The organism is Brevundimonas sp. BR2-1 (genome assembly GCF_037626195.1).
Lineage (GTDB): Bacteria > Pseudomonadota > Alphaproteobacteria > Caulobacterales > Caulobacteraceae > Brevundimonas.
The window spans coordinates 245947-272167 of the sequence record NZ_JARKMV010000001.1; the positions used below are offsets into that span (position 1 = coordinate 245947).

General features: G+C 69.4%; 23 protein-coding genes. 6 read left to right on the forward strand and 17 right to left on the reverse strand.

From position 1 onward, the window contains the following. The first annotated feature begins 36 nt into the window (after nucleotides 1-36). Entirely contained in the window at nucleotides 37-2076 is a 2040-nt protein-coding gene (locus BrevBR_RS01270; protein ID WP_339999666.1) for an NAD(+) synthase, read from the forward strand. A gap of 160 nt (nucleotides 2077-2236) precedes the next feature. Then, the gene (locus tag BrevBR_RS01275; RefSeq protein WP_339999667.1) at nucleotides 2237-2704 is read left to right on the forward strand and encodes a DUF411 domain-containing protein; all 468 of its coding nucleotides are present in this window, start codon (nucleotides 2237-2239) and stop codon (nucleotides 2702-2704) included. Nucleotides 2705-3015: 311 nt separating this feature from the next. Here the strand turns inward: BrevBR_RS01275 and BrevBR_RS01280 are convergent, their stop codons facing one another. Continuing rightward, nucleotides 3016-3693: an SRPBCC family protein gene (locus BrevBR_RS01280; protein WP_339999668.1), complete on the reverse strand. Its 678-nt coding sequence runs from the start codon at nucleotides 3691-3693 to the stop codon at nucleotides 3016-3018. Between the two features lie 405 nt (nucleotides 3694-4098). Then, complete coding sequence (locus tag BrevBR_RS01285) at nucleotides 4099-6258, reverse strand: heavy metal translocating P-type ATPase (RefSeq protein ID WP_339999669.1); 2160 nt, start codon at nucleotides 6256-6258, stop codon at nucleotides 4099-4101. Nucleotides 6259-6395: 137 nt separating this feature from the next. On the opposite strand from BrevBR_RS01285, the gene BrevBR_RS01290 reads away from it, so the two are divergent. Further along, nucleotides 6396-6884 carry a Fur family transcriptional regulator gene (locus BrevBR_RS01290; RefSeq protein WP_339999670.1) on the forward strand — a complete coding sequence of 163 codons (489 nt, stop codon included), beginning with the start codon at nucleotides 6396-6398 and terminating at the stop codon, nucleotides 6882-6884. Here the strand turns inward: BrevBR_RS01290 and BrevBR_RS01295 are convergent. Continuing rightward, nucleotides 6832-8112, reverse strand: a complete 1281-nt coding sequence (locus tag BrevBR_RS01295; RefSeq protein WP_339999671.1) for an acyltransferase family protein — start codon at nucleotides 8110-8112, stop codon at nucleotides 6832-6834. The two genes, BrevBR_RS01290 and BrevBR_RS01295, sit on opposite strands and share 53 nt — an antisense overlap. A gap of 122 nt (nucleotides 8113-8234) precedes the next feature. Between BrevBR_RS01295 and BrevBR_RS01300 the strand changes: the two genes are divergently transcribed. Next, on the forward strand, nucleotides 8235-8858 hold the full coding sequence (locus BrevBR_RS01300) for a methyltransferase family protein (RefSeq protein ID WP_339999672.1): 624 nt from the start codon (nucleotides 8235-8237) through the stop codon (nucleotides 8856-8858). Nucleotides 8859-8939: 81 nt separating this feature from the next. On the opposite strand, the gene BrevBR_RS01305 is transcribed toward BrevBR_RS01300, so the two are convergent. The 12 genes from BrevBR_RS01305 to BrevBR_RS01360 all read right to left on the reverse strand — a co-directional run bounded on the left by BrevBR_RS01305 (nucleotide 8940) and on the right by BrevBR_RS01360 (nucleotide 23463). After that, nucleotides 8940-9572 (reverse strand): thioredoxin domain-containing protein, encoded by a 633-nt coding sequence (locus BrevBR_RS01305; RefSeq protein WP_339999673.1) that lies wholly within the window; start codon nucleotides 9570-9572, stop codon nucleotides 8940-8942. 4 nt (nucleotides 9573-9576) lie between these two features. Next, the gene (locus tag BrevBR_RS01310; RefSeq protein ID WP_339999674.1) at nucleotides 9577-10221 is read right to left on the reverse strand and encodes a DsbA family protein; all 645 of its coding nucleotides are present in this window, start codon (nucleotides 10219-10221) and stop codon (nucleotides 9577-9579) included. A gap of 568 nt (nucleotides 10222-10789) precedes the next feature. Then, the gene (locus tag BrevBR_RS01315; RefSeq protein WP_339999675.1) at nucleotides 10790-12118 is read right to left on the reverse strand and encodes a peptidoglycan DD-metalloendopeptidase family protein; all 1329 of its coding nucleotides are present in this window, start codon (nucleotides 12116-12118) and stop codon (nucleotides 10790-10792) included. A 234-nt stretch (nucleotides 12119-12352) separates the two neighbouring features. Then, nucleotides 12353-12796 carry a CopM family metallochaperone gene (gene copM, locus BrevBR_RS01320; RefSeq protein ID WP_339999676.1) on the reverse strand — a complete coding sequence of 148 codons (444 nt, stop codon included), beginning with the start codon at nucleotides 12794-12796 and terminating at the stop codon, nucleotides 12353-12355. Beyond that, nucleotides 12793-14883 (reverse strand): heavy metal translocating P-type ATPase, encoded by a 2091-nt coding sequence (locus tag BrevBR_RS01325; protein ID WP_339999677.1) that lies wholly within the window; start codon nucleotides 14881-14883, stop codon nucleotides 12793-12795. Before BrevBR_RS01325 ends, copM begins: the two co-directional genes overlap by 4 nt. A gap of 241 nt (nucleotides 14884-15124) precedes the next feature. Continuing rightward, on the reverse strand, nucleotides 15125-16033 hold the full coding sequence (locus tag BrevBR_RS01330) for a cation diffusion facilitator family transporter (protein WP_291837314.1): 909 nt from the start codon (nucleotides 16031-16033) through the stop codon (nucleotides 15125-15127). After that, nucleotides 16030-16980 carry a cation diffusion facilitator family transporter gene (locus tag BrevBR_RS01335; RefSeq protein WP_339999678.1) on the reverse strand — a complete coding sequence of 317 codons (951 nt, stop codon included), beginning with the start codon at nucleotides 16978-16980 and terminating at the stop codon, nucleotides 16030-16032. Before BrevBR_RS01335 ends, BrevBR_RS01330 begins: the two co-directional genes overlap by 4 nt. Continuing rightward, a complete protein-coding gene (locus tag BrevBR_RS01340; RefSeq protein ID WP_339999679.1) occupies nucleotides 16980-17330 on the reverse strand; it encodes a DUF190 domain-containing protein in 351 nt (116 codons plus the stop codon). Before BrevBR_RS01340 ends, BrevBR_RS01335 begins: the two co-directional genes overlap by 1 nt. A gap of 65 nt (nucleotides 17331-17395) precedes the next feature. Then, a complete protein-coding gene (locus BrevBR_RS01345; RefSeq protein WP_339999680.1) occupies nucleotides 17396-20641 on the reverse strand; it encodes an efflux RND transporter permease subunit in 3246 nt (1081 codons plus the stop codon). Nucleotides 20642-20644: 3 nt separating this feature from the next. After that, nucleotides 20645-21772 (reverse strand): efflux RND transporter periplasmic adaptor subunit, encoded by a 1128-nt coding sequence (locus BrevBR_RS01350; RefSeq protein WP_339999681.1) that lies wholly within the window; start codon nucleotides 21770-21772, stop codon nucleotides 20645-20647. Between the two features lie 26 nt (nucleotides 21773-21798). Continuing rightward, nucleotides 21799-23055: a TolC family protein gene (locus tag BrevBR_RS01355; RefSeq protein WP_339999682.1), complete on the reverse strand. Its 1257-nt coding sequence runs from the start codon at nucleotides 23053-23055 to the stop codon at nucleotides 21799-21801. A gap of 57 nt (nucleotides 23056-23112) precedes the next feature. Continuing rightward, nucleotides 23113-23463 (reverse strand): hypothetical protein, encoded by a 351-nt coding sequence (locus tag BrevBR_RS01360; RefSeq protein ID WP_339999683.1) that lies wholly within the window; start codon nucleotides 23461-23463, stop codon nucleotides 23113-23115. A gap of 176 nt (nucleotides 23464-23639) precedes the next feature. On the opposite strand from BrevBR_RS01360, the gene BrevBR_RS01365 reads away from it, so the two are divergent. Next, nucleotides 23640-23882 carry a hypothetical protein gene (locus tag BrevBR_RS01365; protein WP_339999684.1) on the forward strand — a complete coding sequence of 81 codons (243 nt, stop codon included), beginning with the start codon at nucleotides 23640-23642 and terminating at the stop codon, nucleotides 23880-23882. 117 nt (nucleotides 23883-23999) lie between these two features. Further along, nucleotides 24000-24614, forward strand: a complete 615-nt coding sequence (locus BrevBR_RS01370) for a cation transporter (protein WP_339999685.1) — start codon at nucleotides 24000-24002, stop codon at nucleotides 24612-24614. 200 nt (nucleotides 24615-24814) lie between these two features. Here the strand turns inward: BrevBR_RS01370 and BrevBR_RS01375 are convergent, their stop codons facing one another. Further along, nucleotides 24815-25477 (reverse strand): class I SAM-dependent methyltransferase, encoded by a 663-nt coding sequence (locus BrevBR_RS01375; RefSeq protein ID WP_339999686.1) that lies wholly within the window; start codon nucleotides 25475-25477, stop codon nucleotides 24815-24817. Beyond that, nucleotides 25474-26124, reverse strand: coding sequence for a cation transporter (locus BrevBR_RS01380; protein ID WP_291837109.1), 651 nt, complete (start codon nucleotides 26122-26124; stop codon nucleotides 25474-25476). Before BrevBR_RS01380 ends, BrevBR_RS01375 begins: the two co-directional genes overlap by 4 nt. Nucleotides 26125-26221 lie beyond the last annotated feature (97 nt).

Consider the following 26221-nt stretch of genomic DNA (forward strand, 5'->3'; position numbering starts at 1 on the left):
GCTCCTGTACCGGTCGACGCAAAGGAGGCCGAGCGCATGAACTTCTATTCCAACCGGGCGCAGGGGTTCGTGCGTGTGGCGGTATGCACGCCGCGCATCGCCGTGGCCGATCCCGCGGCCAACCTCCTCGAGACCCTGAAACTGGCGCGGGAGGGACACGCCGGCGGCGCCGACCTCATGCTGTTTCCGGAGCTGGGCCTGTCCGCCTATGCGATCGACGACCTCCTGCTCCAGGACGCCCTCCTTCAGGCGGTGAACGCCGCCCTCGCCGAGCTCGTGCAGGCGAGCCGAGACCTGCAGCCGGTGCTGGTGGTCGGGGCGCCCCTCGTCCGCAACGGACGGCTCTACAATTGCGCCGTCGCCTTGGCCCGCGGCCGCATCCTCGGGGTCGTGCCGAAGAGCTTCCTGCCGAACTATCGGGAATATTACGAGAACCGCTGGTTCGCCCCCGGCGCCGGCGTGCGTGGCCTGGAGATCGCCGTGGCCGGCCAGTCGGCCCCGTTCGGGACGGACCTGATCTTCGAAGCCAGCGACGTCCCGGACTTCGCCTTCCACATGGAGCTCTGCGAGGACTTCTGGGCCGCCACGCCGCCCTCGACCCTGGCGGCGCTGGCCGGGGCCACGGTCCTCTGCAACCTCTCGGCGTCCAACATCGTCGTCGGCAAGGCCGACGAGCGCGCGCTGCTCTGCGCCTCGCAGTCGATGCGATGCCAGGCCGCCTACCTCTACGCCGCGGCCGGGCCCGGCGAGAGCACCACCGATCTCGCCTGGGACGGGCAGGCGACCATCCACGAGCTCGGCCGTCTCCTGGCGGCGACCCGCCGCTTCCCGGACGCGGCCCAGATGGCCCTGGCCGACGTGGACGTGGAACGAATGCGCCTCGAGCGCCTGCGCACCCCCACCTTCAACAACGCCGCCGTCGCCGCCGGCCACCCCGAGCACGCTTTCCGGCGGATCGCCTTCGAGCATGCGGCGGAGCACGTCGATATCGGGCTGCTGCGGGCGCACGACCGGTTTCCGTTCGTGCCGGACGATCCGGCGCGGCTGGACCAGGATTGCTACGAAGCCTTCAACATCCAGGTGCAGGGTCTCGCCAAGCGCCTCGACGCGGCGGGCGTCCGGCGCGTCGTGGTCGGCGTTTCGGGCGGCCTCGACTCCACCCACGCCCTGATCGTCGCGGCGAAGGCCTTCGACGCTCTGGGCCGTCCACGCACCGACATCCTGGGCTTCACCATGCCCGGCTTCGCCACCAGCGAGGGCACCAGGCGCAACGCCTGGGCCCTGATGCGAAGCCTCGGGGTGACGGGGGAGGAGATCGACATCCAGCCTGCGGCGCGGACGATGCTGGAGGCGATCGGCCACCCGTTCGCCCGCGGCGAACCGGTCTACGACGTCACCTTCGAAAACGTCCAGGCCGGGCTGAGGAGCGACTTCCTGTTCCGGCTCGCCAACCAGCGCGAGGGCCTGGTGCTCGGCACAGGCAACCTGTCCGAGTCGGCGCTGGGCTGGCAGACCTACGGCGTCGGCGACCACATGAGCCACTACAACGTCAACGGCTCTGTCCCCAAGACCCTCATCCAGCACCTGATCCGCTGGGTCGCGGCCACCGGACAGTTCGACGAGACGGCCTCGGCGACCTTGCTTGGCGTGCTGGGCACCGAGATCTCGCCAGAGCTGGTGCCGCAGTCCGCCGCGGGCGCGCTCCAGAGCACGCAGTCCAGGATCGGGCCCTACGAACTGCAGGATTTCAACCTGTTCTACCTGACGCGCTACGGCCTGCGTCCCTCCAAGGTCGCCTTCCTGGCCTGGCATGCCTGGCGGGACGCCGAGGCGGGGGCGTGGCCGGCCCACTTTCCCGCCCCCTCCCGCCGCGCCTACGATCTGCCGACGGTCAAGCAATGGCTCGAGGTGTTCGTCACCCGCTTCTTCGCCCTCAGCCAGTTCAAGCGCTCCGCCATGCCGAACGGCCCCAAGGTGATGTCCGGCGGCAACCTGTCGCCGCGAAGCGACTGGCGGGCGCCCTCGGACGCGAGCGCCCGCGTCTGGCTGGACGACCTGACGCGCAATGTCCCATAGCCTGGCCCGCGCGCGACGCTCCGCCGGTCTGGCCTTCGAGCCGGGGCGGTCTGCTCGCATCCCGGGGGCGCCGGGCCTGGCGGCAGCCCGCGACATCGTCGGCATCGTCAACGGCCGGCGACCCAGCTAGGATCGTCGCCTCGCTCGCCAGGATGCCGTCATGCCCGCCTCTTCGCCCTCCCCCTCCCGACGCGCCCTTCTGACGGCCCTTCCGGCCCTCGCCCTGGCCGGCCCGGCCCTCGCCGCGCCGCCGAAGCGCATGACCGCCTACAAGACGCCCTGGTGCGGCTGCTGCGGCGGCTGGATCGCGCACATGCGCCAGGCCGGCTGGACCGTCGAGGTCGTCGAGCGCGAGGACCTGGCCCCGATCCGGGCGCAGCATGGCGTTCCGGACCGGCTGGCCTCCTGCCATACGGCGGTCGTCGGCGCCTACGCCATCGAGGGCCACGTCCCCGCCGGCGATGTCGATCGGCTGCTCAGCGAACGCCCCGCCGCCAGGGCCTTGAGCGCGCCCGGCATGCCGGCGGGCTCGCCGGGCATGGAGGCCGCCGGCCGCGAACCCTATACGACGGTGCTGATCCTCAACGACGGCTCGACCCGCGTGTTCGGCCGACACAACGGCGCCTGAAGCCGGAGGCCGCGATCACCCAGGCCACGGTGGCCCGTCAGGATTGAGCAGCGCCATTCCGACGAGGAGGGCGGTCGCCAGGCCGGCGGCGGTCACCCGCCGGGGCTTCGTCCCCTGACAGTCAATCTCTTTCCGCTCATATCCCCGGCCTCAGGCGATCGCCGCGCCGGTCGACCGGCGCCGCCCGGAGCAAGTTCCCGGCGTCCGATACGGCCCTCCACGGTGCTGTGACGGATCGCGACCGCTCCTTGAGGCGCGGCGACGGCTCCGCCGGTCCAAGGCCGAACCTGGCGCTCCTTTCGCAATGCCTGTCATCGGAAACGGCGCCGGGGCTTGTTGATCCTGGATCTCACGGGCGTTTTCGCTCCCGGCCGCGCTTCGCCCTCGACTTCGCATTTGAGGTCGCGCAACGCCCCCGCCATCGGTTCGGCCAGCAAACGGATGAGACGACGCCGGGCAAACGGTGCGGCCAGTCCGTCGATCCGCAGGCCGAAACGCACTCCGGCCCCTGCGCCGCGGGGCTCGAGGTCGAACGTCATGTCGAGGCCAAGAACGCCGCCAACGCCGAGCCGCCACGATATCTGGCGGGCGTCCACGAACGGCCCCAGTCGTCCTGCCAGACGCCACTGACGTCGCGTTCCCGCCCGGGTGACGACAACGACGCTGAAGGTGACGAAGTCGCGTCCCTCCTCGTCAAGGGTCAGCTGCAGGGCCCGGTTCCATCGCGGATACCCGTGGATGTCGCTCAGGATCGCCCACACGGCCTGCGGGGCCGCCTTTACTTCGATATCGTGCTGAAAGTCCCCCCTGTTCACAGTCGGCTCGCTCCTCCGGCGCCCTCTCCAGACCAGGCAGGCCGCCAGACGAACGCCTTCCTGTGAATCCCGGGAGATCGGACGCAGCCGCCCGGCTGCCCCCCCCCCCCGCGCAGAAGGCCCATGCGCGTCCGGGGCGGAATCCCGTCGCCTGACGTCGCTTCGCGGCCTCACCGCTTTCGATCCGAGCTCGATCGCCCGGGCGTCTCATCCTGCCTCTCGGGCCCGCCGAGGCCCCCGTCGTCGGAGAAATCCGCCTGATGATCGTGCGCGCCGTGCTGGGCGAGATAGGCCGCCGGGCTCAGTCCCCTGCCGGTCATATGGAGCTTCGCGCCGCGGGGCGGGGTATGGGCGTCTTCGGAAGAGCGCTGCGCGCGACCCTTCGGCAATTCTGCCCGCTCCGTCGGCGGACCGTCCGTCCTGTCGTCCATGACCGCTCCCGAAAAACAGACACTGCGTCGATCGCGTCCTCCCGGCAATACGCCGCCGCTGTCCGGGTTGCCTGCCAGGCGGCGCAGGGGCCTTGCCCAACCGCCGCAACGCAGCCAGCGACAGCGTCGAAGTCCGATGCGGCGTGCGTCACGGAGCCTTGTGACTGGGCGTCCAGCGCAGCAACCGCATGGCGTTCGCCGTGACGAGCACCGTGGCCCCCGTGTCGGCCAGGATGGCGGGCCACAGGCCGGTGACGCCGAGGACCGTCGTGACCAGAAACACGGCCTTCAGCCCCAAGGCGATGGTGATGTTCTGGCGGATATTGCCCATCACCCCTTGCGAAAGGGCGATCATGTCGGGGATGTCCCGGACCCGGCCGTGAAGCACGGCGGCGTCCGCCGTCTCCAGGGCGACGTCAGTCCCGCCGCCCATGGCGATTCCGACATCGGCCTGGGCGAGGGCCGGCGCGTCGTTGATGCCGTCTCCGACCTTGGCGACCACCAGCCCCTCCGCCTGCAAGCCCTTGACGATCACCAGCTTGTCCTGCGGCAGAAGCTCGGCCCGGGGTTCGATGCCCAGCCCGGCCGCGACCGCTTCCGCCGTGCGGCGGTTGTCGCCTGTCAACATGATGGTGCGGATTCCCCGCGCCTTGAGGTCGGCCAGACCCGAAACGGCGTCCGGGCGAGGCTCGTCGCGCATCGCGAGGAAGCCGGCCACCTCGCCCGCGACCACGAGGACGGCGACGGTCTTGCCCTCGGCGTTGAACGCCGCGATGGCGGCGTCCTGCGATGGGGAGATCGATGCGCGTCGGGCCGCCGCCTGGGGCGAGCCGAGGAACGCCACCTCGCCTGCGACTTCGCCCTCGACGCCCTCTCCCGCGATGGCGCGGGTCGCGGTCGCCGGCGGCGGCGCGATCCGATCAGCCTTGGCGCGCGCCAGGATGGCGACGGCGAGCGGATGGCTCGACCCCGTCTCCAGCGCCGCCGCGAGCGACAGCAAAACGGCAGACTCGCGGGCGCCGCCGACGACGTCGGTGACGATCGGTTTGCCGGCGGTCAGGGTTCCCGTCTTGTCGAAGGCGATCGCGGTGATCTTGCCGAGCGTCTCGAGCACCGCGCCGCCCTTCATCAGCAGGCCGCGCCGGGCGCCCGCGGAAAGGCCGGCGGCGATGGCGGCCGGGGTGGAAATGACCAGGGCGCAGGGGCAGCCGATCAGCAACACGGCGAGCCCCTTGTAGATCCAGTCGTTCCACGCGCCGCCGAACAGAAGCGGCGGCGCCACCGCGACCAGGGCGCCGAAGACGAGCACGCCGGGGGTGTAGACTTTGGAGAACCTGTCGATGAAGCGTTCCGTCGGCGACTTGGATTCCTGCGCCTCCTCGACCAGCCGCACCACCCGGGCGATCGTATTGTCGGACGCCGAGGCCGTCACCCGGACGCGCAGGACGCTGCCGCCGTTGATGGTGCCCGCGAAGACCGCATCGCCCACGACCTTGCGGCGCGGCACGCTCTCGCCGGTCACCGGGGCTTCGTCCAGGTCGCCCGCGCCTTCGATGATCTCGCCGTCCGCCGGGACCCGGTCGCCCGGCCGGACGAGAATGACGGCGCCGATCTCGAGGGCGTCGGCGGCCACCTCCGTCGTCACGCCGTCGACCTCCACGCGGGCGGTCTTGGGCACGAGGGCTGCGAGGCCCTGGATGCTCCTGCGCGCGCGGCCGGCCGCCACGCCCTCGAGCATTTCACCGATCAGGAACAGCAGGACGACGGCGGCGGCCTCCTCCTCGGCCCCGATGAAGACGGCGCCGACGGCGGCGATGGACATCAACATTTCGATGGAAAAGAGCGTGCCGTAACGCGCCGCCGACACGGCGCGCGACGCGACCGGGATCAGTCCCACGGCGAGGGCCGCGAGGAAGGCGTAACGTTCAACCGCGGGAAAGACCGTGCCCACCCCGTAGGCGACAAGCAGCGCCAGGCCGCATAGCGCGGTGAGCCGCGCCTTTCGCGTCCACCACCACGGCCCCGCGGCGTGCTCCGCGGCCGCCTCGGCCGGCCCGGCGGGCGGCCGGCCCGGTCCTGTCGCCGGGGCGACCGGCTCGCCGTCATAGCCGAGATTGCGGAGCTGCTGCAGCACCGCCTCGTCGGCGAGGCCGCCGCCATGCCGGACTTTCAGCGCGCCGGTCTGCACCGCCACAGAGACATCCTCGACGCCGGGCAGTTTGCGGACGGCGGTGTCGATCTTGCGGCCGCATCCGGCGCAGTCCATGCCGCTGACCCTGTATCGGCTTTCAAAGGTTTCCGCCGTCATGTCCGCTCCTTGTCGTCTCGACCGCGCGAGGCTAGGTCCTCCAGCGACTGGAGATGCAAGCGAAAAATGACAGGGGTCTCGCCATTCGGCGGAGCGGCGCCCGGGGGCACGGCAGCCCGCACCGGCCAGAGCGACCGGTGACCTCGGCCTGTCCGCACCACCCGGAGACCGGCCGCCCCACGGCCGCGCAGATTGAACGGATGATGGACGCCGCGGCTGCCAGGGTGACCGGGGGCGGAGGACGGCTGACGCGGCCCCGGCGCCGGGTGCTGGAGCTGTTGCTCGCGGCCGGAGGCCCGGTCGGGGCCTATGACCTGGTGGCGAGTTTCCATCCTGATCGCCGGGTCGCGAAACCGGCCACCGTCTACAGGGCGCTGCACTTCCTCCAGACGACCGGCCTCGTTCAGCGCCTTGCCACCGTCAAGGCCTACGTAGCGTGCAAGCCCGAACGGCTCGGCTCGCCCGCGGCCTTCCTCCTCTGCGACTGTTGCGGCGCCTGTCGCGAGATATCCTCCCCGGGCACGGCCTCCCTGAAGGCGGCCGCGACAGCGACGGGCTATGCGATCGAACGGGTCACGGTCGAAGCCCAGGGGCTCTGCGCGGCCTGTCGCCCGGAGCGGCCATGACAGTCGTTTGCGATCCGATCGTGACCGGCGGGCCGCAGGCCCTCTGTTCTCCCGGGATGTCCGGGCGCGAAGGGTTCGCCAAGCGGATGGCGCCGGCGGCGGGAGTCGCCGGGGAGCCGGCGACCGGCGGCTTGTCCACCGCTGTCCGGGAGGGATTGATCCAGGTCTGGACGGGTCGGTCGAAGCCGTAGCGGAACACCGCCGCTGCGGCGAAGGCCCCGACGAAGCCGATCGTCCACAGCGTCCAGCGGACCCCGGACGGGGCGTTGTCCTGACCGACCGCCTCCAGGAGCCCGAACCAGACGATGCGGCTGACTTCATTGGTCAGGAACATGGCGAAGGACATCAGGGCGAGCTGTTCGACCAGGCGCGAAGGCCTGCCCACCGGGACGGCGCCCGCCGCCCAGATGATCACCGTCATCAGCCCGAGGGACGCGAGGCTGAAGGGGCCGAAGGCCTGCAGGGCGGCCAGGGCCAGGGCGGCGGAGACCCCGATCAGACCGGCGGCGCGCGGCGCGACATAGACCCTTGATCCGAAATAGGCCGCCGCGACCCCGAGCAGGAACAGCGGCAGGGCCCGAAGGATCCCGAACCACAGCGGCAGCCGGTAGAGGGGGTCGCCCAGCCACATGACGGCGGCCTGATCGCCGACCACCAGCAGTGCGATCGCGCCGAGCAGCGCCGCCAGCGGCGTCATTCGCCAGACGACCCGGCAGATCCAGGGCAGCAGGAGGTAGCAGCCGATCAGGGCCGACAGGGTCCATGTCGGCGCGTTCCACCCCTGTCCGCCCGGCACGCCATAGGCCTGCAGAAGCAACACCTGCGCCGGCAGCTGGGACCAGTCGAACCACCGGGGATTGCTGGGTGCGACGCCGGCGAGCGCCGCCCCGCCGACGATGGCCACGAGGACCAGGCTGACCGCCAGATGGGCGGGAATGACGCGCAGGAGACGCTGGCGTGAATAGGCGCGGACCGAGGCCTGGCCGGCGGCCAGCCGATCCCCGTAGATGCGGGCCAGGACATAGCCGGAGTCGAGAATGAAGAAGTTCGTCAGCAGATAGCCGCGGTCGAACACCGGGTGCAGCTGCCCCAGGGGCGTCGGAGCCGCCTCGCGGAAATGGTAGAGAATGATCATCGCTCCCACGATGAACCGCAGGGCGTCGAGCCAGCCGCCGCGAGCGATGCGCGGCGGCGCGGGGCCGGTCGAAGCGGTCGGCGCGCGGCTCATGCCCGAAGCCTAGCTTGCTTCAGGCAAGAAATAGTTACCGCGGCCCGCTAAGGCGCGGGTGTCCGCGAGCATGGTTGCCTGTTCGATCGTGACGTTTCACACTCGCCGCCGAGGAGCAATCCATGCATCAGGCCGTCACACCCGACCTCTTCCGCGTGCAACAAATCCGCAAGGGAGTCTTGCTGATCGGGATCGTCGTGGCCGTCGGGGTCGCAGGGGTCAGCCGGACCATCGGCGGCCACACGCCCTTTCACGAGTATCTCGAGGACTTCGGCTTGGCGATGATCGCCGTTTGCATCGTTGGCCGGGCGTGGTGCTCGCTTTATATCGGCGGCCGCAAGAAGGCGGAGATCGTCGATCTCGGTCCCTATTCCGTCAGCCGCAACCCGCTTTACCTGTTCAGCTTCATCGGTGCATTCGGCATCGGCGCGAGAACCGGCAGCATCGCCTTGGCCTGCGCCTTTCTGCTGATTGCGGTGATCGTGTTTCGAGCGACTGTGAGCCGCGAAGAGTGCTGGCTCAGGGCGACCTTCACGAATGTCTACGCAGCCTATGAGGCCCGCACGCCGCGCTTCTGGCCCGACTTCTCCCTGTGGCGCGACCCGGAAATCCTCGACATTCGGCCCGGCTTTTTCCTGACTACGCTTCGCGACGGTCTCGTCTTTCTGCTGGCCGTCCCTGTCTTTGAATCGATCGAATACGCCCAGACGGCCGGCTGGATTGCGGCCCTGATCCAACTGCCCTGATCGCGGGTCCAGCCGATTTCTCGACCGGCCCTCGCGAGCCGTCCCGGTCAGGAACGGCTCGGTCACTGTGGCCGCAGACGGCTACCGCGCGGCCGGAAAGGCGCCGGCGATCATGTTGGACAAACCTTCCAGGCTGCTGTCCTCGGCAAGCCGGCCGTTGACGAGAAACATCGGTGTTCCGGTCACGCCGCCCGCCACCGCCGCTTCCACGCCGGCGTTCAACGTCGATTGGGTTGCCGGGTCGTTCATACAGGCCTGCAACTCGGCCACAGGTCGTCCCGCCCTGGCCGCAGCCTGGCTCATCCAGGCGTTTGGGTCGCCGCCCGCGCGCAAGGCCGCCTGGCCGTCCATCAAGGCCTGGGCGACCTCAAAATAGGTCTCCGGCGCCGCACACCGGGCCATGGCCGCTGCGGGCACAGAGAGCCCCTGGGGCGACGTCGGTAAATCGCGGAACACCAGCCGCACCTGGCCCGTGTCAATGAAGCGGGCCTTGAGGGCCGGGAGCACGTCCCGATGCCAGGCCGCGCAGTGCGGGCAGGTGAACGAAGCATACTCGATCACCGTGACCGGGGCGTCGGTCCGGCCGAGGACACGGTCCTGAACCTGCACGACTCCAAGCGCCGCCCTCGCGCCGTCAGGATCGGCTTGCGCCCAGGCGGCCGGAGCGGCGAAGGCCAGCAGGCCGAACGCGATCAGAAGGGGACGGGGGGTCATGGGCTCAGCCCTCCAGCAGGGGGTCAATGGCGGCGGAAAGCGCCTCCAGCGACGAGTCGGCGAGCTTCTCGCCATTGACGAAGAAGGTCGGCGTGCCGGTCACGCCCGCGTCGAGCCCGGCCTTGATGCGCTGGTCCATGGCGGCGATGGCCTCGCGGTCGCTGAGGCAGGCCTCGAACTGCTGGTCGTTGAGACCGGCGGAGGTCGCGATCCGCTGGAGGCTCTGGCTGGGCGGCGTGCCGGCCTGCCACTCCGCCTGACTGGCCATAACGTCGTCGATCACATCGAAATACTGACGCTCGCCGGCGCAGCGCGCGATCAGAAAGCCGGCGACGGCGACGGCCTGGGGCGCGGTCGGGAACTCGCGAAAGACATAGCGGACCTTGTTGGTGTCGACGTATTTCGCCTTGAACCGGGGCCAGACCTCGGCCTGCCAGGCGGCGCAGTGACCGCAGGTCACCGAGGCATATTCGACCACGGTGACCTTGGCGCCCTCGGCGGCGCCGAGGGCCATGTCGCCTTGCGCAGGCGTGACTCCGGCGGAACCGCCGCAGGCGGACAGAGGCAGGGTCAGGGCGGCCGCGGCCGCAGTCAGGCCGAGCGTGCGCCGGCTGAGGCCCGACGACCGGACGGCTTTCAGCTTGAGCATTGTTTGTCTCCTAAGGACAGGGTCAGGGCCGGCGATCCAGCACGACCCGATGATGGGAACCTGGCCCGACGCCGCGAGCCTGCCGCGGCAGCCGCGTCCGGACCGAAAGAGGCCGCCCTCGCGGGCGAGCGTCCGTTATCCGCGGGTCAGAGACGGGGCGGCGGGTCCTCGGCGTCGGTTCGGGACGCCAGGGGGGCGTCATTGATCAGGCCGTAGCGCGTCTCGTGCGGCTTGGTAGGGATCAAAGGGTCGGGGCCCGCCGGCGGGAGGGTCTGGCAATGAACGACGCAGGATCGGAGGCAATGTGGATCCGCGGCTTCCGGAGCCGGCGCGACAGGAGCGGACGCCTCCGCGCTCGCGCCGATCCGATCACAGCCCGAAACGGACTCCCTCGCGGTCGCCGCACCGGACGCGAACAGCACCGCGAACACCGCCAGGAGGACGGCGCCGGAGAGGACCAGTCGGCGATGAACGCTCATCCCGCCTCTATACGCTCTCGTCGCGCGAAATGTTACGCTCATTCCGCCGCCTCGCCTGCCCGGTTCGACCGTCTGGCGCGCGGCCGGGGTCATATGGCGGCGCGACCGGGCGTCGCGACAGGACGGCGCTCGCCGCCGGCGGCGAGGATGCGGTCGATCCGTGCTTTTTCGACGCGGAAGGCGGCGAGGTCGGAGGCGGCCAGACCGGGAGAATGATTCGTGGTGACCCCTGCCGGGTCCACCCGCCGGCCCCGTTTCCAGACTTCATAGTGTAGATGCGGCCCCGTCGATGCGCCTGTCGAGCCCACGTAGGCGACCACCTCGCCCTGGGTCACTCTCTGTCCCGCGCGCAGGCCGGGCGCGAAACGGGACAGGTGCGCATAGCCCGACTCCAGGCCGCTGGGATGGCGGATGCGAACCCAGTTGCCGTAACCACCCCAGCGCCGCGCCTCGACCACCACACCGTCGGCGGGCGCGCGCACGGGCGTTCCCATGCCAGCGGCGAGATCGGCGCCTTCATGTCTCTTGCCGATGCCCGAGATCGGATGGCGCCGCGGTCCGAAGGCGGAACTGACCCGCATCCTGTCCAGCGGCGCGCGCATGACATCGGTCCGCGCATTCACGCCGGCGGGGTCGAAATAGCCCGCCTCGCGCGCGCCCGCCGGCTTGAACCGATAGAGGGCCCGGCCCTTCATCGCGACATACAGCAGTTCGCCCGTCTCGATCGTGCGGCCGCCATCCGTCACCGTCCGGTCGAACGCCAGAGCGAAGCGGTCCCCGGCCTTCACGCCGCCGGGGGTCCCGATCAGTTGGGCGACGGCGCGAGAAACCTGAGCACCGGCGCCGGTCGCCCGAAGGGACGACGCCAGGGATCCCTCGACCTCGCCCCTGGCGACCCGTGTCTCCTGCATGACGGTTTCGTCGAGCGACCGAAGGCGCAGCGCACCGTCGAAGGTCCGCGAGACCGTCAGTTGGCTCACCGGGCCGGTTCGAAGCGTCAGACCGATGAGGTGGCGATCGCCGCGCGGGGTGCGATGCCGCGAGATGGCCGTCTCGAAGCGTTGACCGGGCCGGAGGTCGCGGACGTCCAACGCGCGCCCAAGGGTGTCGATCAGCGTTCGCGTTTCTCCCGCCCCGATCCCTGTGCGCTGCACCGCCTGTTCGAACGTCTCCCCCTTGCGGATCTCCACGGGAACCGATTCCGGAATCGTCAGCCCGGCCGGCGCACCGGCGCTCGCCAGAGCCTTGGCCTCGAGAACCCTTGCCTGTGCCGGCGACAGTGTGACCGGGACCCCGGCCTCGGCCGTCACTGGCGGCTGGACCCGTCCCGCCAACAGCGCCACGGTCATGGCGGCCGCGGCGGTCAGGACATGCGGCGCGAAGCGCGCTGGCCGGGTGCGGGGATCGAACGGAGACATGGAGTCCAGGGCGGCGGCGACGCGGCGACGCGTCCGGAAACTTGCAGGGCCGGGGCTCCGCGGCGCAGCGCGAGCGATCAGCAGACCGTCATCGCGGCTTTGACCCGAGCCAGCCCAAACAATATTGCCGCGGACCGCTTGTCATTCAAGCACTTGCGGGTGCAGCGCCGGAGGCCACATCGTCGCACCATGCGTCCTCGGCGGCGGACCCCGAGCGTTTGCCGACCACCGGCGTCAGGACCTGACGTCGGTCTGCGCGGCGTCCTCGTGGCGGGCCAGCAGGATTTTCATCCGGATGATCTCGGCCTCCTGGGCGGCGATGATCTCGCGGGCGAGGTTCTGGACGTCCGCGGCCTCGCCGTGCTCGACAGCGATCTTCGCCATGGCGATGGCGCCTTCATGGTGCGCGATCATGCCGCGAAGGAAATCAACGTCGGCATCGCCCGTATAGGCGATGGCCATGCCCTGGTGCATCCGGTCGCTCGCTGCCCGATAGGCCTGCGTGGAGGGAGCCTCGCCCGGCGTCGCGCCCTGGGGCTGATGAGCAGCGACATCCCGGGCCGATGACGGGGGCGCCGCCTCTGACGCAGGCCGTGACCGTCCCGACAACATGCCAAAGGCGAAGGCCGACAGTGCGAGGAAGAGTGCGATGACGGAAACCCATCCGATCCGCTTCATGACGTTTTTCCGTTCGGGTCTGGATTTGCGGCGGCCGCCACGCCGTCCGGGGAGCCTGCTCGGCGGGTCGGGTCGCGGTAGCCGAGGAGCCTGAGGGCATTGAATACGACCAGAAGGGTCGAGCCCTCGTGCATGGCCACAGCGGGTCCGATGCCAAGTCCGAAGATGGTGGCGGGCACGAGGAAGGCCACCACCCCGAGGCTGACGACGAGGTTCTGCAGGATGATGCCGCGAGTCCTGCGGCTCAGACCCACAGCGAACGGCAACTGCGCCAGATCGTCGGACATCAGGGCGACGTCGGCGGTCTCCAGGGCGACATCGGAACCGGCCGCGCCCATGGCGATGCCCACGGTTGCGGTGGCCATGGCGGGGGCGTCGTTCACGCCGTCCCCGACCATGGCGATCTTGCCCTCGGCGCGCAGTCGCTTGATCGCCTCCACCTTGTCCTCAGGCATGAGGTCGCCCCAGGCTTCGGACAGGCCGACTTGGCCGGCGATCGCCTGGGCCGCCTTCTGGTGGTCTCCGGAGATCATGATCATCCGCGACACGCCCAGAGCGCGCAGGGCCTCCAGCGTGGCGCGCGCTGCCGCTCTCGGCGTGTCCAGCAGGCCGATCACGCCAAGGTCGCGTTCGCCCCGGCGCACGACCATCAACGTGCGGCCCTCCAGCCGGAGCCGCGTCACGGCCGCCTCCGCCTCCTTGCCGAGGGGAGCCACGCCGTCGACGCCGAACATCTCGGGCTTGCCTATAATGATCGTCGCGCGCTCGAGCCGAGCGGTGACGCCCTTCCCGGTCAGGCTCTTCAGATCAGACGCCGCGGCGATCGCCGCACCGTTGAGCCGTTCCAGACCGTCGCGCGCGATCGCCTCCGCCAGGGGATGGTCGCTCAGTCGCTCGACGGCGACGGCGGTCGTCAGGAGGTCGATGTCCTTCGCGCCGCCCACGGGAACGATGTCGGTGATGCGGGGGCGTCCTTCCGTCAGGGTGCCGGTCTTGTCGAACGCGATGGCGTGGAGCGATCCGAGGTTCTCCAGGGGCGCGCCCCCCTTGATCAGCACGCCGGCCCGGGCCGCCCGCGCGACGCCCGAGAGAACGGCGCTGGGCGTGGCGATGGCGAGGGCGCAGGGGCTGGCCGCCACCAGGACCGCCATGGCCCGATAGAAGCTGTCGCGGAACGGCTCGTCGACCACGACCCACGCAAAGAGGAGGACGAAGGCGAGGCCGAGCACCACGGGGACGAAGATGCGTTCGAAGCGGTCGGTGAACCGCTGCGTAGGAGACTTCTGGGTCTCGGCCTCGCTGACCATGCGGACGACCTTGGCCAGGGTCGTGTCGGTGGATTTGCGCGTCGTCTCGATCTCGATCGCGCCGGCCCCGTTGATGGTGCCCGCGAAGACGATGGAGGCGGAGCCGATCTGCGCCGGCCGGGCGCGGGCCGTGGCGGCGTCAGGAACCGGCTGCTTGTCGACCGGCATGCTCTCGCCGGTGACCGGGGCCTGGTTGATGCTGGTCGCGCCGACCACGACGAAGCCGTCGGCCGGCAGCCGTTCGTTTGGTCGGACCACGACCGTGTCGCCGACCTCGACCGCCTCGACCGGAACCTCCACGACCTGGTCGCCGCGACGCACGTGGGCCGTGCGAGGCGCAAGGTCGGCCAGGGCTTCGATCGCGCGTTTGGCGCGGCCCATGGCGTAGTGTTCGAGGGCGTGGCCGATGCTGAACAGGAAGAGGAGCAGAGCGCCTTCCGCCCATGCGCCCAGAGCCGCGGCCCCGGCGGCGGCCACGAGCATCAGCGTGTCGATCTCGAAACGCCTGTTGCGAAGGTTTTCGAAAGCCTCACGGACCGTGAAGAAGCCGCCGAAGCCATAGGCGACCACATAGAGAGCCAGGGCCAGCCAGACCGGGACGCCGGGCGCGAGTTGTTCGAGGCCGAAGCCCAGGGCCAGGGCCGCGCCGCTCGCCAGGGCGAAGATCACCTCCGTGTTCGACCCGAACACCCCGCCATGCGCATGGGCGTCGGCCCCCGCCTTTTCACTCGCATGGTCATGGCCGTCGCCGGCTTGATGATCAGTATCGGACGAACTCATCGGACCGCTTCCTCGTTGTCTTCGGTGCGCGCATCTCGCAGGATTTCCACCCCGCCCTCGACTGCGATGGCGCCTGCACGGACGTCGAAATTCACGCTCTCCGCGACCGGTGCAAACAGCGGACCCGCGCGGCCGCGACAGGATCGGCCCTGCCGGCGGCGGTGGGGAAAGCCTGACGTCCCGGCAGCGCGCATCCTGGCGCCGCCGGAGAGAACTCACGATGAGGATCCTGCGCTGACGATCAGCGATGTCCTTTTTCGGCATCGCCCGTTCCTCGTGCATCCCTGGCCCCGCCTTCTTCGATCTGCACTGTGGCGTGATCGATGCCATGGACAGCCTTCAGCTGTTCAAGAACGCCCAGGCGCACCGTTTCAAAGACCTGACCCTCCGTCAGCGACACGTGGACGGACCCGTTCACATCGTCGCTGCCGGTTCCCCACAGGTGAAGGTCGTGAACCTCGGCCACCCCGGGCACGCCGGCGATGGTCGCTCGCACGGCTGGAAGCGACAGTCCCTTGGGCACGCCCTCAAGCAGGATATGCGTCGTGTTTCTCAGCAGGACCCAGGTCCGCGGCAGGACCCACAGCCCGATCCCGATAGCCACGACAGGGTCAACCCAGGTCCAGCCCATCAGCATGATCAGGACGGCTCCCCCGATCACGCCAACGGAGCCCAGCATATCGGCCCAGACCTCCAGATAGGCGCCTTTCATGTTCAGGCTTTTCGCGGCGCCGGACGCCAGCAGGCGCATGGAGATCAGGTTCACCACAAGGCCGAGCGACGCCACCGCCAGCATCCCGAAAGAGCCCACCGGCTCAGGGTTCAGGAGACGCAGCACCCCTTCATAGAGGACGTACCCCGCTACGAGGAACAGCAGCACCGCGTTGAAGGCAGCGGCGAGGATCTCGAAGCGACGGTATCCGAATGTGCGAAGATCGTCGGCTGGCCGCTCCCCGATCTTGATGGCGGCAAGCGCGATGGCCAGCGCAGCGACGTCGGTGAGCATATGCGCTGCGTCCGAGAGCAGGGCGAGGCTCTTGAACACCACCGCGCCCACCACTTCGGCGACAAGAAACGTCCCCGTCAGGACCAGGGCCCAGGTCAGCCGTCGGCTGCTGGCCCCTGCGCCATGTTCGTGACCTTTGCTCATGCCTCGTCTCCATGAGAATGGCTGTGATCGTGGGTTTTCCCGGCGTGGGCCCTGACCGATGCGGGGTCGCTGCTGGCGACGCCTGTGCAAGGTTCAAGCGTGGCGTGGGCGATCGCGAAGTCGCTTTTCAGCATCGCGCGAATGCGGGTCTTGATCTCTTCGAACGCCTTCATCGATCCCGTGTCGGGGACGATGTGCGCCTCCAGCGACCGCGTGTGTTCGTCGAGGCTCCAGACGTGAACATGGTGGAGACTCTTGACGCCGGAAACAGCGGCGACAGCAGCAACGATCCGATCATATTCCAGGTCGTCGGGCGTCGCGCCCATCAGGATGCGGATGGTGCGGGGCAGGAGCGAAAAGCCTTGCCAGAGCACATAGGCGGAGATCACCAGGGTGATGACCAGGTCGGCGACGTAGAGATCGTAAAGCAGGATCAGGATCCCCGCCACGATCACGCCGACCGACGCCAGGGCGTCGGACACATTATGCAGGAAGGCCGCCTTGATGTTCAGGCTGTTCTTCGAGCCGGCGTGAACCATGACCGCGGTCACCACGTCGATCACCAGGGCGACGCCGGCCACCCCGATGACGATCCAGCCGTCGATGGGCTGCGGGTTCAGGAACCGGGCGACCGCTTCATAGATCAGATAGAGCCCGACGATCACCAGGGTGGTGAGGTTGATCAGGGCGGCGACGACTTCAGCGCGGCCATAGCCGAACGTCATAAGCTTGTCGGCTGGCCGACGGCCGATCTTGCGCGCGAACAGGGCCAGGGCCAGGGACGCCGCATCGTTCAGATTGTGCAGGGCGTCGGCGATCAGGGACAGCGAACCGGACACCACGCCGCCGATGATCTGCGCGACCGTGAGCAGGACGTTGACCGCGACCGCGGCGATCAGCCGGCCGTCCGGCAGATCATCGGCGCCGTGGTCGTGTCCGTGGCCCATCAGGTCTCTCCGCGAAGCGTCTCGGTGTCCGCGGCCGCGGGCCAGTGCAGAACCTCGATGTCCTGAAGCGTGATGGGCCCGAGATGTTCCAGATCGGACAGGGAGGCCACAAACGCGCGCAGCTTGCTTTCCTCGTCGACGATTTCAATCACCACGGACCGGTCGTCGTTGAGCACGTGTCGGCGGTGCTGGTGCGGCGTGTGGCCGAAGCCGACGAGGGCCTGGAGGATGGTCGCCCCGGCGACGTTCGCCGCCCGGGCGCGTGTCGCAACGACCTCAAACACCTTGTGATCCCCGAAGTAGGCCGCTTCGTCCGTGTAGATTTTCAGCACTTTGATGGCGACGGGCATGGGATTTTCCTTTTCCTGAAATAGAAAGACCCGCGCCGCCGGAGGCCGGCGGCGCGGGTTCGACGTCACTCCGCCGGCAGGGGGTCCGGCAGGGTGTCGTCAACGGGCGCAAGGGTCTTCTTCTCCGTCAGCCCCAGAACGAGCCGGCTCATCGCCGGCAGTACGAGGAGCGTCAGAATGGTGGCCGTGATCAGTCCGCCGATCACCACCATGGCCAGAGGCTTCTGCACCTCGGCTCCGGTGCCATGAGCCAAGGCCATGGGCACGAAGCCGATGGCCGGGACCAGGCCGGTCATGATGACCGGCCGCACCCGCTCCATACAGCCCTCGATGATGGACCGGGACAGCTCCATGCCGTCATCGAGCCGTTGCCGGATCGAAGACATGACGACCAGCCCGTTCAGAACGGCGACGCCCGCGAGGCAGATGAAGCCCACCGCCGCCGACACCGAGAAGGAGATGCCGGTCAAGGCCAGGGCGAAGACCCCGCCGGCGAGGCCGAGCGGCACCGTGAGGAAGACCGCCACGGCTCGTCCCAATGTCCCGACGGCCAGGAACAGCACCGCGAAGATGGCCAGGAAGCAGATCGGGACCACCAGAGCCAGACGGTCGGACGCCGCCTTGAGATTCTGGAATTGCCCGCCCCATTCAATCCAGGATCCTGCGGGAAGAGGAACCCGTTCGACCTTGGGCGTCGCTTCTGTGACGAAGGAGCCGACATCGCGGCCGCGGACGTTGGACTGAATGACCACGCGCCGCTTGCCGTTCTCGCGGCTGATCTGGTTCAGTCCTTCGGTGAAGCGGAACGAGGCCACCTGCCGCAGGGGCACGGAGGCCCGGACACGCCCCTCCTGCTCCGGCAGCATCACGGGGATGGCCCCCAGGGCGTCCAGATCGTTGCGGCTCGCGCCCGGCACCCGCACCACGACGTCGAAACGCCGGTCACCCTCGAACAGCTGACCGGCCTCGCGCCCGCCCATCGCGGCGGCGACCGTATCGGCCACCTCCTCCACGGTGAGGCCGAAGCGCGCGATGGCGGCCCGGTCGAAGGTGACGTCCAGCGCCGGGGCGCCGCTCGTCTGCTCGACCTTGACGTCGGCCGCGCCCGGCGTGGCGTTCAGCGCCGCCGCGATCTGGTTGGCGGTCGCCGTCAGCTTGTCCAGATCGTCGCCATAGAGCTTGATGGCCACGTCCCCGCGGACGCCCGCAATCAGCTCGTTGAAGCGCAGCTCGATCGGCTGGCTGAGCTCATAGCCCTGGCCGACCTGGGCGTTGGCGGCCGCCTCGACCCGTTCGATGACGTCTTCCTTGGTATCGACCCCGTCCGGCCACTCGTCCTGCGGTTTGAGGATGATGAAACCGTCCGAGATGTTGGGTGGCATGGGATCGGTGGCCACCTCGGCGGTGCCCGTCTTGGAGAACATCAACTCCACCTCGGGCAGTTGAGTGACGGCCCTCTCCACTCCCACCTGCATGCGCAGGGATTGTTCCACCGCCGTAGACGGCACTCGCTGGGAGGCCATCGCGAGGTTGCGTTCGTCCAGGGTCGGAATGAACTCCTGGCCGAGCATGGTGAACACCACGCCCGCCACGGCGAACAGGGCCAGGCCGCCGCCGACGAAGGGCCACGGCCGGGCCACGGCCTGACGAAGGACGGGCTCGTATTTTTCCTTGATCCAGCGGATGACGAAGACGTCCTTTTCCGAAACCTTGTTCCGCATCAGGATCGCGACCATCGCCGGAATAAAGGTGATGGACAGGATGAAGGCGGCCACCAGGGCGAGCATGAGGGTGATCGCCATGGGCGAGAAGGTCTTGCCCTCTACGCCCTGGAAGGTCAGCAGGGGCGCGAAGACCAACAGGATGATGGCCTGGCCATAGACGGTCGGCTTGATCATCTCCTGGGTGGCGATGGTGGTTTCCTCGAGTCGCTCTCGAAGGGTCAGTAGACGACCCTCATGATGCTGGCGCTCGGACAGGCGTCTGAGGCAGTTCTCGATGATGATGACGGAGCCGTCGACGATGAGGCCGAAATCGAGGGCCCCGAGGCTCATCAGATTTCCCGACACCCCCAGATAATTCATGCCGATCGCGGTCATGAAGAAGGAGATCGGAATGATCGCCACGGCGATCAGCGCCGCCCGCACGTTCCCCAGCAGCAGGAACAGGGCGATGGCGACGAGGATGGCGCCCTCGATCAGGTTGCGTTCGACGGTCGAGATGGTGGCGTTGACGAGTTTGGAGCGATCCAGAACCGGCGTGACCTTGATGCCCGGCGGTAGGGAACGGGTCGTAACATCCAATTGTTCGCCCACGGCGCGCGCCACGGTCCGGCTGTTCTCGCCGATCAGCATCAGGGTGGTGCCGATGACGACCTCGCGGCCGTTCATGGTTGCGGCGCCCGTGCGAAGATCGCCGCCCAGACGCACAGTGGCGACGTCACGGACGGCGACGGGCACGCCGCCGCGCGTGGCGATGATGGCTTCCTCGATCTGCGACAGGCTGCGGATGCGCGCGTCGGCGCGCACCAGATAGGCCTCGCCGCCGCGTTCGACGAAGTTGGCGCCGACCGACAGGTTGGCCGCCTCGAGACCTTCGGCGAGTTCGGTGAACGAGACGCCGTACTGGGCCAGACGGGTCGGGTCCGGCTCGACGACGTACTGCTTCTCGAAGCCCCCGATCGTGTCCACGCCCGCGACGCCGTTCACGGTCCGCAGCTGCGGCGCGATAATCCAGTCCTGCACCGTCCTTAGGTAGGCGGCGCGGGACACGTCGTCCGCCAGCCGATCGCCCTCGGGCGTGAGGAACGAACCGTCGGACTGCCAGCCGGGCTGGCCATTGCGCACCGTCGCGCCCCGGCCGCCGGGGTTCTCATAGTCGATGGCGTACATGAAGACTTCGCCCAGGCCCGTGGTGACGGGCCCGATCTGGGGCTGGACGCCCTCGGGCAGGCTGTCCTGAGCCTGTACCAGCCGTTCGCTGACCTGCTGTCGCGCGAAATAGAGGTCGACGTTCTCCTCGAAGATCACCGTGACCTGCGAGAAACCGTTGCGGGACAGCGATCGGGTTTGTTGGAGGCCGGGGATGCCGGCCATGGCGGTCTCGACCGGGAAGGTGACGCGTTTCTCGATCTCGACGGGGGAGAGCGAGGCGTCCTGGGTGTTGATCTGGACCTGGTTGTTGGTGATGTCGGGGACGGCGTCGATCGGCAGCCGCGTAAGCTGCCAGGCGCCGTAGGTGGAGACGATCAGCACGAGGGCGATGATCATCCATCGCGCCCGCACCGACAGGGCCATGAGGTTGGCGATCATGGACTAGTGCTCCACTTCGCCGGCGCCGAGCGCGGCCTTCAACAGGAAGGCGTTGCGGGTGGCGATGGTCTGTCCGGCGCGCAGGCCTGAGGTGATCTGGGCCCGGCCGCCGCTCCGCTGTCCCACGATGACGGGAGCCGCCTGGAAACCGGTCGCGGTGCGCACGAAGACCACGTCGCGGCCTTCGACCGTCTGGATGGCCTCTTCCGGCACCGAAACGCCGCCGGCGGTCCGGGCGTCGCGGGTGTAGATCCGCGCCGATACGGCCTGGCCGGGGCGCAGGCCGCCCGTGCCCGACACGCTGAGGAGCACGGTGGCGGATCGGCTCTCGACATCGACGCCGGGGGTGATCGACCGCACCGTGGTCTGGACCTCGCCCTCGGGCAGGGTGATGCTGGCGCGGTCCCCCGGAACGATCCGGGCCGCGTCGTCGGCGGAGACCGAGGCCTCGATCTCGATCTGGTTGGCGTTGGCCACGCGGAAGAGTTCCGTGCCGGCGGTTACGAAGGCGCCCAGGGTGGCGTCCGCGGCCGTCACCCGGCCGCTGATCGGGCTGACCACGCCGGTGCTGCGACCGTCCGAGGAAACGCGCGCCGCCGACGCCGCAGAGGTCGTGCGTCGCGATTCGGCCTGGGCCTCGGCGAACACGGTCTGCGCCGCCTCAAGGTCCTGACGGGACGTGATCTGCGCGTCGAACAGGCGTTGTTCCCGGGCGAGCGCCTGACGCGCGGCGGTCAGCCGGGCCTGGGCTGCCGAGCGCTCGGCGGCGATGGTCGACGCTTCGCGGCTCTCGATCAGGGCCACGAGCTGGCCGGCGCGAACGCTGTCGCCCAACCTCAGCGAAACGCGGCTGATGACGCCGTCGGCGCGAGCGGCGAGGACCGCTTCGCCCTGGGGCGTGCCGACGACCGTTCCCTGGGCCACGATCTCCGAACTGAGCGATCCGCTCGCCACCGGAGCGAGGATGATCCCGGCGGCCTGGATGCGGGCGGCGTCCATCTCGAGCGCCTCGCCGGCGCCATGGGCTTCCTCGGCCTCGGCCTCCGGCGCCGCTTCCGGCGCGCGCGTCATGTTGAGGACGGCCAGGCCGCCGCCGACGATGACCACGGCCGCGACTGCGCCGCCGATCATCAACCGTTTCCTGTCTTGTGGCATTCTCATTGTGACGATCCTTCGGTCTCGGTCGCGCGCGTCAGGGCAGCGATGGCCTGGGCGCGATCCAGTTGTGCGGTGATGAGTTCTGACTGGACCGTGTTGAGCGCCTCTTCGGCGTCCAGCACGTCCAGAAGCGTGAAGCGTCCGGCCGAGAAGCCCTCGCGGGCGATGCGGACCGCCTCGATGGCTTCCGGCTCCGCCCGGGTCTCCAGGAAGGCGAGGCGCGCCTCGGCGGTCCGCAGCGCCGCCTGGGCGTCCCGGGTCCGCCGGATGGCGCCGGCGAGGGCCGCGTTGCGGCGCGCTTCCGCCCCCGTGCGCTCGGCGTTGGCGGCGGCGATATTGCCCTGGTTGCGGTCGAAGATCCCGATCGGCAGCGAGGCGCCCACCACGAGCGCCGTGTCGTCGGAGCCCTGGAACTGTCGGGCGCCGACGCTGACCGTCACGTCCGGCCGGGACAGGGTGCGCTCCCGGGCCACGACGGCGACGGATGAGGCGACCTCGGCCTCCGCCAGTCGGACATCCAGGGCCTCGGCGGGATCCACGGTCGCGGCGGGGACGGCCTCATCCGTCGGCGCGACCGGTTCGGGCAGGTCATCCGCTCCGCCCCACAGGGCCGCCAAAGCGCGCTGGGCCTCGGCGTATTCGGCCTCGGCGGCGCGGACCCCGGCGACGGCCGCCAGGGCCGCCGTGCGGGCTCTCAGCGCCCGCAGGGGCGGCTCGCGGCCGGCGTCGACAAGCTCGGTGGCGATGGTCTGCAGATTTTCGGCCCGGACAAACTGCTCGCGAGCCAGCTCGACCCGGCGGCCGTCTGCGAAGGCTTCGGCGTAGGCGTCCCTCACCTCCCTCAGAAGATCGGCGCGCGCGACCGCGAGACGCAGACGCGCCGCCTCGACTTCGGCCTCGGCGGCCCTTTGGCGCGCGGGCCGCTTGCCGCCCAGTTCGAACCGCTGGCCGACGGAGAGGGTGGTCTCGGCGTCGCGCAGGCCGGTGAAGGCCCCGGTGCCGGCGAAATTCTCGACTTCCACCCCCAGCTCGGGATTGGGCCGGAAGCCGGCCTGTTGCGCCCGCCCCTGGGCGGCGGCGACGTCGGCCTCGGCGGCCGCCAGGGCCGGCGAGGAGGCGGCCGCGCGGGCCAGCGCTTCAGCGAGGGTGACGGGTTCGGCCGCCGCGGCGGTCGCCAGTACGCTCAAAGCGCACGCAACTGCGGTTGCGGCGCAGCCCGCCGCGAAGCGCGGCAGACGATATCTTGTGGATGGCATGAAATGGTGTCCCAGAGGTTCCAGACGGCGATGACGCGCGCGGCGGCGCGAGATCCGTCAGGCTCGGGGTGGGCGTTCCAGACCGCCGGGCGCGCAGGACGCCAGGGGATCGGCCGACGGCCGCAGAAGGCTGGCCTGCACGACAGGGCCGACGACGAGGGGTTGCGGCGTCGACGGCAGGGTCACGCCGCTGTGGTGGCAATGGCCGTGCGAGCACAGCGCCTGACCGTCGTCGTTGACGGGATCGCCGTGATCCTGGGAGGGCTCCGAAAGCACCACGGTGGCGCAACGCCCGCCGCTGGGAAAATCACAGGTCGCCGCCTCGGCCGAAGGGGTCAGGGCGAGCATGGTGACGACCAGCGCGAACAGCGCCGTGATCATCCAGTGTCTGGCCGAAAGAGAGCCCATGCGGCCCTCTACCACGAAACGACCCCTTGGCAAGGAATGTAACGTCGCAGCGGCGCCTCCGCGCACGCCGGCCCCGGTCCGGCGGTCGCCCGCCGCGGGCGCCTCGCCCGGCCAGATGTCCCGCCCGCGGAACAGACGCCGGGAGAGCGCCTTCTTTCAATGAAAGCGAGGACACCATGCAGGACCGGGAAGCCGAAAGCGCCGACGAGACCGGGGGCGAGCCGTCGCCAAAGGTCGCCGCGCCGCGTCCGGGACCGGACGTCCGGGAGGAGACGCCCGACGCGCCCGGGCCGCCCGACCCTGAAGCCGCCAAGCCGTCCGCCATGGTCGAGGAAGGCGAACGGCCCGCACCGGACCGCGGGTCGGTGGAAGAACCGGCGTCCACGGACCGCTCGGGGGGCATGATCGGCGAGGGCTAGCGGTCGCCGGGAGTCAAGCCGCAACGCAACCGGCAGGCCCTTGATCCTCCAGTTGCCAGAGTATGTAAAAGCGCTTTTGAACCGTCGCGCTTCAGCGCCGGTCGCGTGGAGGCCTTCATGTCCGAACCGGTCAACGCCACGAACGCACGCCAGCGTGGAATCCTGCGGCTCGTCCTGTTGCTCAATCTCGTCCTGTTCGCCGGGCTCGGGCTCGCCGGCTGGCTCGCTGATTCGAGCGCCCTGTTGGCCAATGCGCTGGATAACGGGGCGGACGGCGCCGTCTATCTGATCAGTCTTCTGGCCATTGGTCGATCGAACAGGTGGAAGGCTGGCGCGGCGACAGCGTCAGGCGTCCTGCTGCTGCTGTTCGCCGCCGGCTTGCTTGCCGATGTCGCGCGTCGATGGCTCGCGGGCGCCGAACCGCTCGGCCCCGCCATGATGATCATGGCCCTGGTCGCCGCAGGCGTGAACCTGTGGTGCCTCATCCTGCTGCGGAAGATCAAGGACGACGACGTCAACATGCGGGCGGCCCAGACGTTCAGCCTCAACGATTTCGTCTCGAACGGCGGCGTCCTCGTGGCCGGCGGCCTGGTCTTGTGGCTCGACAGGGCTTGGCCCGACATCGTCGTCGGGGCCCTGGTCGCCCTGATCGCCGCAAAGGGCGGCCTCGAGATCCTCCGCGATGTCCGCAGGGACGTCCGCGAGGCCGATGAGGGAACCGGAACGACGTGATAATCGCCCGCGCCTTTCGCTCCTGTCCGGACACGCCGTCCGCGGGCCTGAAAGGGTCGGACCTTGTCCTGGTCGGCGCGGTTCCCGGGCTGGATCAGGCCGCCAAGGCCCGGGCCCGGCGCGCTCGTCCGGTCCGTCGATTTCGCTGTTGAGCCTGGGGCCCGGCTTCAATCCGGATCATGTTTACGACATCGATCGGCTCATCGTCGCATCGCCCCTCGCTCCGCTCGATAAAACGAAATCGATCCGGTCGGGGTCGGCAGGACATGGACTTCGCAAACATCGACGAAGCCCGCCTCCGCGATCAGATCCGGAAGCACGCCGTCGGCGTTGGGCTGGGTGTTCTCATAGCCGTCGAGCGACTGGACGATGCGGAACATGGCGCGCATCGCGCCCCTCTGGCGCCCGTAGTCGGCGATGTGGAGCGTCCCGCCGGCCTTGAGGACCCGCCAGCTCGCCGCCAGGCCATGGCGCTTTTCCTTCATCGGCAGCTGATGAAAGACCAGGCTGGACACGACCGTGTCGACGATCCCCTCGCCCAGGAGCGCGGCCGCATCGCGGGCGAATCCCTGGACGAAGCGGACGCTCTGGCCGGCGGCGTCCGCCTTCCTGGCTGCGCGCGCGAGTATGTCGGCGTCAGGATCGAGCCCGACAATGTGCGCGCCCGGCGCGCGCCGGGCCAGGGACACGGCGAAGGATCCGGTCCCGCAACCGAGATCGACGATCGTCTCGCCGGCACGCGGGTCCACCTGGTCAAGCAGCCGGGCGCGCCACACCCGCTCCCGTGTCAACAGGGCGATGGCGGGATCGTAGAGGCCGCTCAGGGCGGCGTGGCCGAGTGCGGGAGTGAAGTTTGCGGTCACTTCGCGGCCTTCCGTTCTTCGCGCGACTGTTTCAGGATCGACCAGGCCGACTGCAGGAAGACCACCGCCAGGACCGCCCCGGCGATCAGATCGGGCCAGCGCGAGGCGGTCAGCCAGACGGCCACGCCCGTCCCCGCGACCACCAGGCTCTGGATCAGGTCGTTGCGCGTGCACAGCCACACCGAGCGGACGTTGGCATCGCCTTGGCGATGGCGAACCAGCAGGAGGGCGGCCAAGGCGTTGGCGAAGAAACCCAAGGCGCCTAGGCCGGTGATGACGAACCCTTCCGGCGGCGCCCCGGAGGCGGCCCGCCAGATCGCATAGCCGAGGATGAACAGCGCGAGAGCCGCGAGGCTGGCGCCCTTGACCATGGCCGCGCTGGATCGCACCGCGGCCGAGCGGCCGATCACGGCCAGGCTGATGCCGTAGGTGGCGGCGTCGGCCAGGAAGTCGAGGGCGTTGGCGCCCAGCGAGACCGAGCCCTGCAGGGCCGCGCCGCCGGCGATGGCGAGGAAGGCGGCGCCGTTGATGGCGATCACCGACGTCAGGATCCGGCGGTAGGCCGGAGTGGAGCCGTCGAATTTGACGGCCGCGCCGCAACTGCAGCTGGACGCCGCCGGTTCCCCGGCCGAGAGGGATTCAGTCATCAAGTTCCACCTTTCACGGCCAAGATGCATCCTCCAGTCGCTCGAGGATCAAGACGAGAATGCAGGCCTCGCCGGAAAGCGCGCCCGTTGGCCGAAA

Excerpts from the sequence above, each read along its gene's own strand:
- BrevBR_RS01295 (WP_339999671.1), bottom strand. The coding sequence starts at position 8,112 with ATGAGCCGCGCGCCGACCGCTTCGACCGGCCCCGCGCCGCCGCGCATC.
- BrevBR_RS01300 (WP_339999672.1), top strand. The coding sequence starts at position 8,235 with ATGCATCAGGCCGTCACACCCGACCTCTTCCGCGTGCAACAAATCCGC.
- BrevBR_RS01305 (WP_339999673.1), bottom strand. The coding sequence starts at position 9,572 with ATGACCCCCCGTCCCCTTCTGATCGCGTTCGGCCTGCTGGCCTTCGCC.
- copM (WP_339999676.1), bottom strand. The coding sequence starts at position 12,796 with ATGAAGCGGATCGGATGGGTTTCCGTCATCGCACTCTTCCTCGCACTG.
- BrevBR_RS01380 (WP_291837109.1), bottom strand. The coding sequence starts at position 26,124 with ATGACTGAATCCCTCTCGGCCGGGGAACCGGCGGCGTCCAGCTGCAGT.
- BrevBR_RS01315 (WP_339999675.1), bottom strand. The coding sequence starts at position 12,118 with ATGTCTCCGTTCGATCCCCGCACCCGGCCAGCGCGCTTCGCGCCGCAT.
- BrevBR_RS01330 (WP_291837314.1), bottom strand. The coding sequence starts at position 16,033 with ATGAGCAAAGGTCACGAACATGGCGCAGGGGCCAGCAGCCGACGGCTG.
- BrevBR_RS01340 (WP_339999679.1), bottom strand. The coding sequence starts at position 17,330 with ATGCCCGTCGCCATCAAAGTGCTGAAAATCTACACGGACGAAGCGGCC.
- BrevBR_RS01335 (WP_339999678.1), bottom strand. The coding sequence starts at position 16,980 with ATGGGCCACGGACACGACCACGGCGCCGATGATCTGCCGGACGGCCGG.
- BrevBR_RS01275 (WP_339999667.1), top strand. The coding sequence starts at position 2,237 with ATGCCCGCCTCTTCGCCCTCCCCCTCCCGACGCGCCCTTCTGACGGCC.
- BrevBR_RS01360 (WP_339999683.1), bottom strand. The coding sequence starts at position 23,463 with ATGGGCTCTCTTTCGGCCAGACACTGGATGATCACGGCGCTGTTCGCG.
- BrevBR_RS01370 (WP_339999685.1), top strand. The coding sequence starts at position 24,000 with ATGTCCGAACCGGTCAACGCCACGAACGCACGCCAGCGTGGAATCCTG.
- BrevBR_RS01285 (WP_339999669.1), bottom strand. The coding sequence starts at position 6,258 with ATGACGGCGGAAACCTTTGAAAGCCGATACAGGGTCAGCGGCATGGAC.
- BrevBR_RS01270 (WP_339999666.1), top strand. The coding sequence starts at position 37 with ATGAACTTCTATTCCAACCGGGCGCAGGGGTTCGTGCGTGTGGCGGTA.
- BrevBR_RS01310 (WP_339999674.1), bottom strand. The coding sequence starts at position 10,221 with ATGCTCAAGCTGAAAGCCGTCCGGTCGTCGGGCCTCAGCCGGCGCACG.
- BrevBR_RS01350 (WP_339999681.1), bottom strand. The coding sequence starts at position 21,772 with ATGATCGGCGGCGCAGTCGCGGCCGTGGTCATCGTCGGCGGCGGCCTG.
- BrevBR_RS01365 (WP_339999684.1), top strand. The coding sequence starts at position 23,640 with ATGCAGGACCGGGAAGCCGAAAGCGCCGACGAGACCGGGGGCGAGCCG.
- BrevBR_RS01355 (WP_339999682.1), bottom strand. The coding sequence starts at position 23,055 with ATGCCATCCACAAGATATCGTCTGCCGCGCTTCGCGGCGGGCTGCGCC.
- BrevBR_RS01345 (WP_339999680.1), bottom strand. The coding sequence starts at position 20,641 with ATGATCGCCAACCTCATGGCCCTGTCGGTGCGGGCGCGATGGATGATC.
- BrevBR_RS01325 (WP_339999677.1), bottom strand. The coding sequence starts at position 14,883 with ATGAGTTCGTCCGATACTGATCATCAAGCCGGCGACGGCCATGACCAT.